Origin of the sequence: Cereibacter changlensis JA139 (assembly GCF_003034985.1) — a bacterium.
In the GTDB taxonomy this organism is placed as follows: domain Bacteria; phylum Pseudomonadota; class Alphaproteobacteria; order Rhodobacterales; family Rhodobacteraceae; genus Cereibacter; species Cereibacter changlensis.
Window position 1 is genome coordinate 1 of the sequence record NZ_PZKG01000107.1, and the last position, 13365, is coordinate 13365.

A 13365-nucleotide genomic window follows, 5' to 3' on the forward strand; every position below is an offset into this window, starting at 1 on the left:
CTTCACGCAACAGGACCAGCGCCGCTACGGCGACACGCTGGTCACCATCCTTGACGAGCCCCACTGACCAAAGCCGTCATCTTCGATTGCGACGGCGTGCTGGTCGACAGCGAGCCGCCGGCCTTCGCGCTGCTCGCCGAAGACCTCGCCCGCCACGGCCTGCCGCTGACCCCCGCCGAGATGGAGTTGCATTTCCTCGGCGGCACCATCAGCGGCGCCGCCGACAAGGCCCGCGCCCTGGGCGCCGCCCTGCCGCGCAACTGGGTCGCGGATTTCTACGAAAGGCTCTACGCCCGGCTGGCCGAAGGCATCCCGCTGATCCCCGGCGTCACCGACCTGCTCGACCATCTCGACGCGGCGGGCATCCCCTATGCGGTGGGCTCCAACGGCACGCTCCGCAAGATGCAGGTGACGCTGGGCCAGTTCCCCGGCCTGCACCAGCGCTTCCACGGTCGGCTCTTCTCCGGTCAGGCGCTCGGCGCGCCGAAACCGGCGCCCGACCTCTACCTGCACGCCGCCGCCGCGCTGAACACCCTTCCAGCCGATTGCGCGGTGATCGAGGACAGCCCGACCGGCGCCCGCGCGGCGAAAGCCGCCGGCATCCCCTGCTTCGGCTACGCCGCCGCCGGCCATGCCGAGGCACTGGCCGCCGAAGGCGCCACGATCTTCACCGACATGGCGGAGCTTCCCACCCTGCTCGGCCTCTGATCATTTTCTGTCTCTAAATATCCTCGGGGGTGGGGTCCGGGGAGGGGGCAGACAGCCCCCTCCCCGGCGCTCGGCCCTTAGCCATAGGTCGGGTGGAATTTCCCCGCCGGCGACAGGGTGAAGATCTCGCAGCCCGTGGCCGTCACCCCCACCGAATGCTCGAACTGCGCCGAGAGCGACTTGTCCCGCGTCACCGCCGTCCAGTCGTCGGCCAGCACCTTGGTCTCGGGCCGCCCGAGGTTCACCATCGGCTCGATGGTGAAGAACATGCCCTCCTCCAGCACCGGCCCGGTGCCCGCACGACCGTAGTGCAGCACGTTCGGCGGGGCGTGGAACACCCGGCCCAGCCCGTGACCGCAGAAATCCCGCACCACCGACATGCGGTTGCCCTCGACGTAAGCTTGGATCGCCGCGCCGATGTCGCCGAAGGTATTGCCGGGCTTCACCGCCTCGATCCCCTTCATCAGCGCATCATGCGTGACCTCGATCAGCCGCTCGGGCTTGCGGCCCAGCGCGCCGGCCACATACATCCGGCTGGTGTCGCCGAACCAGCCATCCACGATCACCGTCACGTCGATGTTCAGGATATCGCCGTCCTTCAGGACCTTGGCGCCCGGAATCCCGTGGCAGACCACATGGTTGACCGAGATGCAGGACCCGTGCTGATAGCCCTTGTAGCCGATGGTGGCCGAGGTCGCGCCGTGGCGCTCCACCTCGGCGGTGATGAAATCGTCCAGCGCCGCGGTGGTGACACCCGGCTGCACCAGCGGCGCCACGGCATCGAGGATCTCCGCCGCGACGCGGCCCGCGGCGTGCATTCCGGCGAAATCCGCCGGCTCATACAATCTGATGCCGTTCTTCGTGATACGTCCGCGCGACTCGTCCAAAGCGCCAGTCCTTCCGGTGCAAGTTTGAGCCAAGATAATCAGTCTTCCCCGGCTTTGCCAGACCTGCCCCCCGGGAGAGGGTTTGAAACGCCGCCCGCCGCGCCCTATAGCTTGGATCAGCCGCAGCCAAGGAGCCGTCATGCCCGCCAATCCCACCGCCGCCATGCTGGTCATCGGAGACGAGATCCTCTCGGGGCGCACCCGCGACGTCAACACCCATTACCTCGCGGGCGAGCTTACCCGGCACGGCATCACCCTGCGCGAGGCCCGCGTCGTCTCGGACGACCGCGACGCGATCATCGAGGCGGTGAACGCCCTGCGCGCCCGCTATGACAATGTCTTCACCTCTGGCGGCATCGGCCCGACGCATGACGACATCACCGCCGAGTCGATCGCCGCCGCCTTCGGCGTGCCGATCTCGATCCGCGCCGATGCCTATGCCCTGCTCGACGCGCATTACAAGCGCCGCGAGATGGCGTTCAACGAGGCCCGGCAGCGCATGGCCCGCATCCCCGACGGGGCGACGCTGATCGACAACCCGATCTCCATCGCCCCCGGCTTCACCCTCGGCAATGTGCATGTCATGGCCGGGGTACCCAACATCTTCCAGGCCATGGTCGCCTCGGTGCTCCCGACCCTCACCGGCGGCGCGCCGCTGCTGAGCCAGTCGCTGCGGGTGGATCGCGGCGAGGGCGAGATCGCCGGACCCTTCGGCGAACTGGCTGCAGAATTCCCCGACCTGTCGATGGGCAGCTATCCCTTCGTGCAGAACGGCGCCTTCGGCTCCAACCTGGTGATCCGCGGCGCCGACGCCGGCCGCATTTCGGAGGCGATGACCCGGCTCGCGGCGCTGTTCCCGCAGGCCAGATGACCCCGGCCGAGCTCTACGCCACGCTCGACGCGACCTGGCCCGCCGCCACCACCCATCGCGCCGGGCCTTGGCTCGTCCGCGACGGGCAGGGCGGCGGCAAGCGCGTCTCGGCGGTGACGGTCGCCGCCCCCTGGGCCGCCGATGACATACCGCGCGCCGAAGCCGCGCAGGCGGCTCTCGGCCAGCCCGCGCTCTTCATGCTGCGCGCGGGCGACGCGGCGCTCGACGCCGAGCTGGAGCGGCGCGGTTATGCCGTCGTCGATCCCGTCACCGGCTATGCGATGGATCTCGGCGGGCTGGAGCCCGCCCCACCGATGAGCGCCTTCGCCCACTGGCCGCCCCTCGGCATTGCCGAGGATCTCTGGGCCGAGGGCGGCATCGGCCCGGCGCGTCTGGCGGTGATGCACCGCGTCGCGGGGCCCAAGACCGCGATCCTCGGCCGGCAGAACGACCGGGCCTCGGGCGTGGCTTTCATTGCGATCCACGGCGAGACCGCCATGCTGCACGGGCTGGAGGTGACGCCGAGCCAACGTCGGCAGGGTTCCGCCAACAACATCCTGCGTTGCGCCGCAGCATGGGCGCAAGATCAGGGAACAAAACGCTTTTCTCTGGTCGTCACCACCGGCAACGACCCGGCGCGCCGGCTCTACGCTTCCTTCGGAATGCGATCTGTGGGACAGTATCACTATAGAATGAAGTGAGCCCGAAGAGGCCAGAGCAGTTGACGTTCATGCGCCATCGTCTCGCGGCCCTGCGCCGCAGCCTGTCGGCCTTTGCCGGGTTGGCGGCGCTCTGCGCCCTGCCCGCCGCGCTCTCGGCGCAGCCGCTGACCCTCGCCTTCCCGGCCCCCGGAACCGTCACCACCGCCCGGGCCGAGCCCTTGACCTCCTACCGGCTGCCGGTCGGGCCCTGGACGCCCGCCGGCGTCACCACCCGACTGACCGAGGGCGCGCTGGAGCAGAACGCCTGGCGGATCGACGCGCCCGGCATGACCACGCTGCAACTTCTCGACCCGCTGCGCGACCAGCTTGCCGCGGCGGGATTCAAGGTGATCTTCGCCTGCGAGACCGATGTCTGCGGCGGTTTCGATTTCCGCTACGGCACCGACATCCTGCCCGAGCCGGACATGCATGTCGATCTCGGCGACTTCCGCTATCTCGCCGCCGAACGCGCCACGCCCGAGGGGCCGGAGCTGCTGAGCCTGCTGGTCAGCCGCTCGGCCACCGCGGGTTTCGCCCAGCTGACCCGGATCAGCCCGGTTACCACGCCGCCGCCGCCGGCGATCACCGCTTCGAGCAAGAGCCCCGAGCCGGAAGTCGCTGCGACGCCGCCCGCGACAGCACCAGCGACCGGCCTCGGCGCACGGCTCGACAGCGGCGGGGCGCAGCCGCTGGAGGATCTGGTCTTCTCCAGCAGCGCCGCGGCGCTGGAGGAGGGCGATTACGCCTCGCTGGCCGAACTCGCCGCCTACCTGCAGGCAAGGCCGGAGCGCCGGGTGATGCTGGTCGGCCATACCGACGCCTCCGGAAGCCAGGCGGCCAACCTGGCGCTGTCGAAACAGCGGGCGCAATCGGTGCGCCAGCGGCTGATCGACCGCTTCGGCCTCGCCCCCGACCGGATCGCCGCCGACGGCGTCGGCGCGCTGGCGCCGCGGGCGAGCAACCTGACCGAAGCGGGCCGCACCCTGAACCGCCGCGTCGAGGTCACGCCAGCCCTGCCGTAGAGGCGGGGTGCCAAGACGTCCGGCCCGTAGGGTGGGGTTTCACTCCGCCACGCGATGCCGAACCTCAGCTCCGCAAGGGGCGGCGCACATCCGGAGGCGACGGGGGGGTGGAACCCCACCCTACCAAGCGGCTCTTCCACCCCGGCGACCGGGTCGCCTCACCAGCTGTCCGGCCCCTTCTCCATGTAGCGCCGCGCCAGGAAGTCGATGAAGGCGCGCACCTTGGGCTGGGTGAAGCGGCCCGGCGGGTAGACGGCGTAGATGCCCAGCGTCTCCACCGGCAGCCCCGGAATGGCCTCTTCCACCTGCCCCGCCCGCATCGCCTCGGCGAAGAGGAAGGACGGCAGATAGGCGATGCCCAGACCGGAAATGGCCGCGTTCAGCAGCGACTGGCCGTCGTTCACCGTCAGCCAGCCCGCCGTGCGCACCTGCCGGCGTTCACCGGAGGGGGCCATGATCTTCCAGACATTGCCGTTCGCCTGGTTGGAGTAATGCAGCAGCTTGTGGTCGTTCAGGTCGTCGATCTTCGCAGGCCGGCCGAACCTGGCGAAATAGCCCGGCGAGCCGATCATCCGCCGGGTGGTCTCGGTCAGCTTGCGGGCGCGCAGGCTCGAATCCTCCAGGTCGCCGATCCGGATCGCCATGTCGAAGCCTTCGGCGACCAGCTCGACATAGCGGTTGTTCAGCACCATGTTCACGGTGATCTCGGGATATTCCAGCAGGAACTCCCCCAGGATCGGCGACAGCAGGTTCACCCCGAAGTCGGTCGCCACCGAGATCCGCAGCAGCCCCGAGGGCGCTGCCTGCATCGAGGTCACCAGCGTATCCGCCTCGCCCGCGTCGTTCAGCACCCGCCGCGCCCGGTCGTAATAGGCGAGGCCGATCTCGGTCGGGCTCACCCGCCGCGTGGTGCGGTTCAGCAGCCGCGCCCCGAGCCGCGCCTCCAGCGCCGAGACATGCTTGGACACCGCCGATTTGGAGATGCCCATCTTCCTGGCCGCATCGGTGAAGCCGCCCTGATCCACGACCGTGGCAAAGGCTTCCATTTCGGTGAGTCGGTCCATTGTCGGTCCTGTGCGGATAGTGTTGGCGACTCTTTCCTATTGAGCGCGAAATCGGGCAAGATTGCGGTGGGGACGCGCCGGACGCACGATTTTTGTCAGCCGGTTATTCTTTTGGAAACAGACATTTACCCGCAAGGGTTGAGCCTGCATCCCCAGGTTGCGCGGCCTCCCGCCGCACCGCCTGCTCATCCCGCCGGGAAGGCTGCGCTTCCCCCCGATCCCGGCTCAGAGCGTCGCGGCCAGCCGCGCGCCCTGGTCGATCGCCCGCTTGGCGTCGAGTTCCGCCGCCACATCGGCGCCGCCGATGACATGGTGCGGGATTCCCGCCGCCGCCAGCGCATCAGCCAGCGCGCGCTGCGGCTCTTGCCCGGCGCAGAGCACCACCGTATCGACCGCCAGCAGCACCCGCTCGCCCGAGGCTTCGAGAATCTCCAGCCCCTCCGGCAGGATTCGCCGATACTGCACCCCGCCCTGCATCTTCACCCGCTTCATCTGCAGCGCCGCGCGGTGGATCCATCCGGTCGTCCGCCCGAGCCGCCGCCCCGGCTTCTCGGCCCGGCGCTGCAGCAGCAGCACCTCGCGCGCCGGGGCTTCGGGCCGCGGCGCCACCACGCCGCCGCGCACCTCCGCCGGATCGCCGACGCCCCATTCCCGCCGCCACAGCGCCGGGTCGAGCGTCGGGCTCTCGCCGCCCTGCACGAGAAACTCCGCCACGTCGAAGCCGATGCCGCCCGCGCCGATCACCGCCACCCGCGGGCCGACCGGCGCGCCCTGCAGCACCTCTATATAGCTCAGCACCTGCGGCCCCTCCTGCCCCGGAATGTCCGGATCGCGCGGCAGGACCCCGGTCGCCACCACCACCTCGTCGAAGCCGCCCAGCGCCTCGACCGTGGCCGCCTGCCCGAGCCGCACCTCGATGCCCAGCCGGGCCACCTCGGCCTCGAACCAGCGCACCAGCCCGTGGAACTCCTCCTTGCCCGGCACCTCGCGGGCGAGGTTCAACTGGCCGCCCAAGCGGTCGGAGGCCTCGAACAACACGACCTCATGCCCGCGCCCCGCCGCCACCAGCGCCGTCATCAGCCCGGCAGGCCCGGCTCCCACCACCGCGACCCGCTTGCGCACCGACGCCGGGTCATAGCGCAGCACCGTCTCGTGACAGGCGCGCGGGTTCACGAGGCAGCTGGTCAGCTTGCCGCTGAAGGTATGGTCAAGACAGGCCTGATTGCAGGCGATGCAGGGCGCGATCTCCGCCGCCCGGCCCTCCGCCGCTTTCCGCACGAATTCGGCATCCGCCAGAAACGGCCGCGCCATCGACACCATGTCGGCCACGCCCCCGGCCAGCAGCCCTTCGGCCACCTCCGGCGTGTTGATCCGGTTCGACACGATCACCGGAATCCCCACCTCCGCCCGCAGCCGCTCCGTCAACCGGGCAAAGCCCGCCCGCGGCACCGAGGTGGCGATGGTCGGCACCCGCGCCTCGTGCCAGCCGATCCCGGTGTTCAGCAGCGTCGCCCCGACCGCCTCCACCGCGCGGGCCAGAAGCACGACCTCCTCCCAGGACGACCCCTCCGGCACCAGATCGATCAGCGAGATGCGGTAGATCAGGATGAAGGCCGGGCCCACCGCGGCCCGCACCCGCCGCACCACCTCGACCGGCAGCCGCATCCGGTTCTCGTAGGCCCCGCCCCAGCGATCCTCGCGCCAGTTCACATGGGTCACGAGGAACTGGTTGAGGAAATACCCCTCGCTCCCCATGATCTCCACGCCGTCATAGCCGGCCTCCTGCGCCCGCTCCGCCGCGGTGACGATATCGGCGATCTGCTTTTCGATCCCCGCCTCGTCCAGCGCCCTTGGCGCGAAGGGCGAGATCGGCGATTTCACCGCGCTTGCCGACACGCAGTCCTTGCCATAGGCATAGCGCCCGGCATGCAGGATCTGCATCGCGATCCGCCCGCCCGCCGCATGCACCCTGTCGGTCACGCGGCGGTGGTTGGCGATGTCCTCCGGGGTAAAGAGCCCCGCCGCGCCGGGAAACACCCCGCCTTCGAGGTTGGGCGCCATGCCTCCCGTCACCATCAGCCCGACCCCGCCCCGCGCCCGCGCGGCGTAGAACTCCGCCACCCGCTCCCAGTCGCCGGTCTCCTCCAGCCCGGTGTGCATCGAGCCCATCAGCACCCGGTTGGGCAAGGTGACGAAGCCGAGGTCCAGCGGCGCCAGAAGATGCGGATAGTCGGTCATATGCGGCCTCCCAGCCCCTCGTCCTACCGGCGGACCTTGCCCGCCGGGGCGGGGCCTGTCACCGCGAACGCCGCGTCACAGGTTAACGCTGCAATGCAGCATGAGCATGGCACCCATGCAGCATTGGCGGTGAACATCGGCATACAGCGGGACTATATCTGCGTCAGCCCAAGGAGAACGCCATGATACTCGACCCCCGCCCGATTGCCCCGGCCAAGAAAGTCCCGGACGCGACCCCGGTCTATTTCACGCCCGAGCACAGCATCCGCAAGCTCCGCGTGCTGACCGCGCTGGAGCAGATGTACGGCTATTACAACGCCGACTGACCCGCCGGGAACGGCTGTCAGGCCGTTTCCAGACAATGTCGCCTGAAGGCGCGCTTGAGCATGTCGAGCTCGGCGCGCAGCAGGTCGATCTCGGCCCGCAGGTCTTCCTCCAGCGCGGCGCCGGCGATGATCGAGACATGCCCCAGCGTGGCCCCCGAGACCGCGTCGCGAACCAGTACGGTCTGCACCCCCTCCGACAGCGCCTCCACCGGCAGCGGCACCCGCAGCGCCAGCGTCCCCGGCCGGTCCGGCAGCTCGGTCAGGGAAAAGCCGACCGGCGCCTCCAGCAGCGTCACCTCCAAGGCTGGCTGACCGCGCACCCCTTCCAGCACCGCTTCCCAGATCCCGGCGCGCAGCCGCGTCGCCGTCAGTGTCATGCCGCTCATCGCTCGGTCCTCACAGCTCGGCCCGCGGCCGGCGGCTCAGCGTTACGTCGCGCAGGATGACCTGGTTCATCTCCGGCCGCTCGAAGATCAGGTCCAGCCACAGGCGCTCCACCCGCTTCTCGTTCATCTTTGTATAGGCGAGGTCGAACTCCACCATCACCTCCTCCTCCGGCGGCAGTTCCCGCACCAGCTGCTCGACATTCGGCCCGTGCCGGATGTTCAACCGGGCGAAGACCTGCAGCGGCTGCTCGCGCTCCAACGCCAGCTCCAGTCGGATCAGGTGCTTCAGCCGCAGCCCCTCGACCGCCTCTGCCGGCAGGTCCAGCACCAGGGACAGGAAGCTGCCGTCGAAGCGGAACACCTCCAGCCTCAGGCCGAAGGGCGCGAGGTCGGTCTCGCGCCGGTTGCGGATCTGGCGCAGCGTCAGCTCGCCGGCGCGGCAATCGTGGAACAGCGTGGCCCCCTCGGCCAGCACGGTCCTACCCGACGCCGGAGCCTGACCCGCCACCGCCATCGGCCCGCGCCAGAGATCCGGCCGCCAGACCCAGTCGGCGCCCATCGGCCGCCGCAGCGCATTGGAGCCGATGACCGGCAGGGCCAGCCGATATTCCGCGAGATGGATCACCCGGTCGAGCTGGCGGCGCAGCATCCGAGCCCGACCGCGGGCGCGGCGCAACGTGGCCAGATCCATCGCCTCCGCCGCGTCGGCGATACGCCCCCAGCGCCGCAGCATCCATCCATGCCGCAGCCGGTCGAGCGTCGCGCCGAGAGGTCCTGCCATCTGCCCACCCTGTCGCCCCCGGCGGCGGCCGGGCGGCAAGGCAGTCTAGAGCGCGGCCGGCGGCAAAAGAACCCGTTCCGCGCCCCTGCGACGCCGTGTCAGTCCCCGCCCTGAGCCGAGCGCCGGTTCGCCGAGGTCATGGCGGTGACGAAGCCCTCGATCAGCTTGCGGCCCTCGTCGCGATCCAGCGGCGCGGCGGCGGTTCCGGTGACGGTCAGCGTCAGCAGCCGCCCATCCAGCCCCAGCACCGCGCGCCAGCTCTCTCCTTGGGCGCCGCGCCCCGCCGCGGCATCGCGCCAGCGGATCAGGAAGGCGTCGCGCCAGGTCAGCGCCTCCAGCACGGTCACCGCCTTCGCCCGCCCGCTGCGACTCAGGGCGGCGCGGCCGGCCTGCGAGGTGAAGAACTCGGCCAGCGCCTTGCCCTGGTCGGCGATGCCGAGGCCCGAGGCGGGCTTGCCCATCGCCACGGTCAGCACCGCCGGCGGCCGGTTCGCCACGCCGGCGCAGCGGCCGATCAGGACGATCCCCGGCCCGGAATGCGCCTCGCGGTCGACGCAGTAGCCCGCGGGCGGGGCGATGCGCAGCCCCCTCTGCTGCGCCGCCGCCCCCGTTGCTGCCGCCGTCGCCAGGGCGGCGAGCCCCAGCGCCAGCCCGAGCTTACTGGTCCATGTAGACATGCCGTTCCGCCCTGGCTCCCGGATGGGTCACCGCGCCCTGCCGGGCCCCGCCCACCAGCCGCGCATATTTCCACAAGGCCCCGCTGGCATACTCCGTCTGGCGTGGCCCCGCCCATGCGGCCTTCCGCGCCGCCAGTTCCTCGTCGCTCAGCGCCACCGACAGCTCGCCGGTCAGCGCGTTCAGCGTGATCATGTCGCCGTTCCGCAGCAGCGCGATCGGCCCGCCATGCGCCGCCTCGGGCCCGACATGGCCGACGCAGAAGCCCCGCGTCGCCCCCGAGAAGCGCCCGTCGGTGATCAGCGCCACCTTCTTGCCCATCCCCTGACCGCTCAAGGCCGCCGTGGTCGACAGCATCTCGCGCATCCCCGGCCCGCCAGCGGGCCCCTCGTTGCGGATCACGATCACCTCGCCCTCGGCATAGGCGCGGTTCTGCACCGCCTCGAAGGCCTCCTCCTCGCAGTCGAACACCCGCGCCGGGCCGGTGAAGACCTGCTCCTCCGGCGTCATCCCCGCCACCTTCACGATGGCGCCATCCGGGCAAAGATTGCCGCGCAGCCCCACGACCCCCCCGGTGGCCGAGATCGGCGCCGCCACCGGATAGATCACCTTGCCATCGGCCTCGCGGGTGATCAGGTCCAGCTCCTCGCCGATCGCCCGGCCCGAGGCGGTCACGCAATCCTCATGGATCAGCCCCGCCTTGCGCAGCTCCTTCAGCACCACCGGCACCCCGCCCGCCTCGTAGAGATCCTTGGCCACATAGGCGCCGCCCGGCCGCAGGTTCACGAAATAGGGCGTGTCGCGGAAGATGTCGCAGACGTCGAACAGGTCGAAGTCGATCCCCGCCTCATGGGCGATGGCGGGCAGATGCAGCCCGGCATTGGTCGAGCCGCCGGTGCAGGCCACGACCCGCGCCGCATTCTCCAGCGACTTCCGCGTCACGATGTCCCGGGCGCGGATGTTCTTCTCGATCAGATGCATCACCGCGACGCCCGAAGCATCGCCATACTGGTCGCGGCTCTCGTAGGGCGCGGGCGCGCCCGAGGAGTTCATCAGCGCCAGCCCGATCGCTTCCGAGACGCAGGCCATGGTGTTGGCGGTATACTGCCCGCCGCAGGCCCCCGCCGAGGGGCAGGCCACCCGCTCGAGAATCGCCAGCTCGGCATCGCTCATCCGGCCAGCCTGATGCTGGCCCACCGCCTCGAACACGTCCTGCACCACGACATCCTTGCCGTTCAGCCGGCCCGGCAGGATCGACCCGCCATAGATGAAGACCGAAGGCACGTTGAGCCGCACCATCGCCATCATCATCCCCGGCAGCGACTTGTCGCAGCCCGCGAGCCCGACCAGCGCGTCATAGCAATGGCCGCGCATGGTCAGCTCCACCGTATCGGCGATGGCGTCGCGCGAGGCGAGCGACGAGCGCATGCCCTCGTGGCCCATGGCGATGCCGTCGGTCACGGTGATGGTGGTGAACTCGCGCGGCGTGCCGCCGCCCTTCTTCACCCCCATCTTCACCGATTGCGCCTGACGGTTCAGCGCGATGTTGCAGGGCGCTGCCTCGTTCCAGCAGGTCGCGACCCCGACCCAAGGCTGGTGGATCTCCTCCTCGGTGATGCCCATCGCGTAGAAATAGCTGCGATGCGGCGCCCGGCTCGGCCCCTCGGTGACATGGCGCGACGGCAGCGTGGTCTTGTCGAAACGGCTGTTCTTCATCGGCGTCCTCCCGGAATTGCTGCCTTCGGGATAAGCGGCGCAGGCCGGTGCGGCAAGGAAGAACGGGGAAGTCTTCTGCGAAGACTTCCTGCCCGCGATCTATCTGCGAAAGATCGTTACCCGTGTTTTCGCAGAAAACACGCCCCTGCGGATTTTCGCAGAAAATCCGGCCACCCCGACCCGACGCCCGGCCAAACCCCATGCCGATTGCATTTCCCGCCCCCCGGGACTATCTCGGGTCCCAACCGCCGCGACGACAGGGCCGCCCGCAATGAACTGGATCTCTAACTACGTCCGTCCCAAGATCAACTCGCTGTTCTCCCGCCGCGAGGTGCCGGAAAACCTCTGGACCAAATGCCCCGAATGCGGAACCATGCTGTTCCACCGCGAGCTTTCCGACAATCTGAACGTCTGCACCACCTGCGACCACCACATGGCGATCAGCCCGCGCGAAAGGTTCAACGCCTTGTTCGACGGCGGTATTTTCACCGAGGTTAAGGTACCGGAGCCGGTCGCCGACCCGCTGATCTTCAGGGACCAGAAGAAATATCCCGACCGGATGAAGGCCGCGCAGAAATCGACCGGCGAGAAGGAGGCGATGCTCGTCGCCGAGGGCGAGATGGCCCGCGCCCCGGTCGTCATGGCCGCGCAGGACTTCGCCTTCATGGCCGGTTCGATGGGCATGTATGTCGGCAACGCCATCGTCGCCGCCGCCGAACGGGCGGTAAAGCTGAAATGCCCGTTGGTGCTTTTCGCCGCAGCCGGCGGCGCCCGGATGCAGGAGGGGATCCTGTCCCTGATGCAGATGCCGCGCACCACGGTGGCGGTGCAGATGCTGAAGGAGGCGGGGCTGCCCTATGTGGTGGTGCTGACCCATCCCACCACGGGCGGTGTGACGGCCAGCTATGCCATGCTGGGCGACGTGCAGATCTCCGAGCCGAACGCGCTGATCTGCTTCGCCGGCCCGCGGGTGATCGAGCAGACGATCCGCGAGAAGCTGCCCGAAGGCTTCCAGCGCGCCGAATACCTTCTGGACCACGGCATGCTCGACCGCGTGACCCATCGCAAGGCGATGCGCGACGAGCTGGTGACCATCCTGCGCATGCTGATGAACCTGCCGCCGGCGATCAAGGGCGACCTGCCCGCCCCCGCACCGGCCGCACCGCCGGTGGCGGAGCCCGCGCCGCCCCTGCCCGAGGCCGAGGCGAAGGCCGCCTCGTGATGCCTTCCTCCGACGTCATCCTCGAGCGGATGATGTCGCTCCACCCCAAGGTCATCGACCTGACGCTGGACCGGGTGCACCGGCTGCTCGCCGCGCTCGGCCACCCCGAGCGCGCCCTGCCGCCGGTGATCCATATCGCCGGAACCAATGGCAAGGGCTCGACACAGGCGATGATCCGCGCCGGACTCGAGGCGTCGGGCGACCGGGTGCATGCCTATACCTCGCCGCATCTGGCGCGCTTTCACGAGCGCATCCGGCTCGCCGGGGAGCTAATCTCGGAGCCCGCGCTGGCGGCGCTGCTCGACGAATGCGTGGCAGCCAACGGGCCGGAGGAGATCACCTTCTTCGAGATCACCACCTGCGCCGCCTTCCTCGCCTTCGCCCGCACCCCTGCGGATTTCACCCTGCTCGAAGTCGGGCTCGGCGGCAGGCTCGATGCGACGAATGTGGTGGAAAAGCCGCGGCTCACCATCATCACGCCGGTCTCGGTCGATCATCAGCAATATCTGGGCGAGACCCTGCCCGAGATCGCGGGCGAGAAGGCGGGGATCCTGAAGCGCGGCGTTCCCTGCGTCGTCGGCCCGCAGAGCCCCGAGGGGCTCAAAGTGATCGAGGCGCGGGCGGCGCGGCTTGGCGTGCCGCTGCTGGCGCATGGCCAGCACTGGCAGGTCTGGACCGAACGCGGGCGGCTGGTGTTTCAGGACGAGACCGGGCTTCTCGACCTGCCGCTGCCCAACCTGCCCGGCCCGCACCAGATCCAGAACGCCG

The 13365-nt window shown here is 69.7% G+C and carries 14 protein-coding genes; 7 read left to right on the top strand and 7 right to left on the bottom strand.

Annotation, left to right across the window (positions count from 1 at the left end):
* Positions 1-63: 63 nt before the first annotated feature.
* Positions 64-708: an HAD family hydrolase gene (locus C5F48_RS17575; RefSeq protein ID WP_107665160.1), complete on the top strand. Its 645-nt coding sequence runs from the start codon at positions 64-66 to the stop codon at positions 706-708.
* A 77-nt stretch (positions 709-785) separates the two neighbouring features.
* On the opposite strand, the gene map is transcribed toward C5F48_RS17575, so the two are convergent.
* Positions 786-1595: a type I methionyl aminopeptidase gene (map, locus tag C5F48_RS17580; protein ID WP_107665161.1), complete on the bottom strand. Its 810-nt coding sequence runs from the start codon at positions 1593-1595 to the stop codon at positions 786-788.
* A 139-nt stretch (positions 1596-1734) separates the two neighbouring features.
* Here map and C5F48_RS17585 point away from each other — a divergent pair, with 139 nt between their 5' ends.
* The 3 genes from C5F48_RS17585 to C5F48_RS17595 are packed head-to-tail and all read left to right on the top strand — an operon-like array spanning position 1735 to position 4189.
* Positions 1735-2466, top strand: a complete 732-nt coding sequence (locus C5F48_RS17585) for a competence/damage-inducible protein A (RefSeq protein ID WP_107665162.1) — start codon at positions 1735-1737, stop codon at positions 2464-2466.
* Entirely contained in the window at positions 2463-3167 is a 705-nt protein-coding gene (locus C5F48_RS17590) for a GNAT family N-acetyltransferase (RefSeq protein WP_107665163.1), read from the top strand. The genes C5F48_RS17585 and C5F48_RS17590 overlap by 4 nt, the downstream gene beginning before the upstream one ends.
* 29 nt (positions 3168-3196) lie before the next feature.
* Positions 3197-4189: an OmpA family protein gene (locus C5F48_RS17595; RefSeq protein ID WP_107665164.1), complete on the top strand. Its 993-nt coding sequence runs from the start codon at positions 3197-3199 to the stop codon at positions 4187-4189.
* Positions 4190-4347: 158 nt separating this feature from the next.
* On the opposite strand, the gene C5F48_RS17600 is transcribed toward C5F48_RS17595, so the two are convergent.
* The gene (locus C5F48_RS17600) at positions 4348-5253 is read right to left on the bottom strand and encodes a LysR family transcriptional regulator (protein ID WP_107665165.1); all 906 of its coding nucleotides are present in this window, start codon (positions 5251-5253) and stop codon (positions 4348-4350) included.
* Between the two features lie 225 nt (positions 5254-5478).
* Positions 5479-7491, bottom strand: coding sequence for an NADPH-dependent 2,4-dienoyl-CoA reductase (locus tag C5F48_RS17605; protein WP_107665166.1), 2013 nt, complete (start codon positions 7489-7491; stop codon positions 5479-5481).
* A gap of 182 nt (positions 7492-7673) precedes the next feature.
* Between C5F48_RS17605 and C5F48_RS25265 the strand changes: the two genes are divergently transcribed.
* Positions 7674-7817, top strand: a complete 144-nt coding sequence (locus C5F48_RS25265) for a hypothetical protein (RefSeq protein WP_170139540.1) — start codon at positions 7674-7676, stop codon at positions 7815-7817.
* A 17-nt stretch (positions 7818-7834) separates the two neighbouring features.
* On the opposite strand, the gene C5F48_RS17610 is transcribed toward C5F48_RS25265, so the two are convergent.
* From C5F48_RS17610 to ilvD, 4 genes are all read right to left on the bottom strand, one after another.
* Positions 7835-8203 (bottom strand): hypothetical protein, encoded by a 369-nt coding sequence (locus C5F48_RS17610; protein WP_107665167.1) that lies wholly within the window; start codon positions 8201-8203, stop codon positions 7835-7837.
* A gap of 10 nt (positions 8204-8213) precedes the next feature.
* Positions 8214-8984: a DUF6478 family protein gene (locus C5F48_RS17615; RefSeq protein WP_107665168.1), complete on the bottom strand. Its 771-nt coding sequence runs from the start codon at positions 8982-8984 to the stop codon at positions 8214-8216.
* A 98-nt stretch (positions 8985-9082) separates the two neighbouring features.
* Positions 9083-9661 carry a cation transport ATPase gene (locus tag C5F48_RS17620; protein WP_245941227.1) on the bottom strand — a complete coding sequence of 193 codons (579 nt, stop codon included), beginning with the start codon at positions 9659-9661 and terminating at the stop codon, positions 9083-9085.
* A complete protein-coding gene (ilvD, locus tag C5F48_RS17625; RefSeq protein WP_107665169.1) occupies positions 9642-11375 on the bottom strand; it encodes a dihydroxy-acid dehydratase in 1734 nt (577 codons plus the stop codon). The genes C5F48_RS17620 and ilvD overlap by 20 nt, the downstream gene beginning before the upstream one ends.
* 271 nt (positions 11376-11646) lie before the next feature.
* Here ilvD and accD point away from each other — a divergent pair, with 271 nt between their 5' ends.
* Both accD and C5F48_RS17635 read left to right on the top strand, forming a co-directional pair.
* On the top strand, positions 11647-12597 hold the full coding sequence (accD, locus tag C5F48_RS17630; protein ID WP_107665170.1) for an acetyl-CoA carboxylase, carboxyltransferase subunit beta: 951 nt from the start codon (positions 11647-11649) through the stop codon (positions 12595-12597).
* A partial coding sequence (locus tag C5F48_RS17635) for a bifunctional folylpolyglutamate synthase/dihydrofolate synthase (protein ID WP_258186523.1) occupies positions 12597-13365 on the top strand: 769 nt, incomplete at its 3' end. The genes accD and C5F48_RS17635, both read left to right, overlap by 1 nt.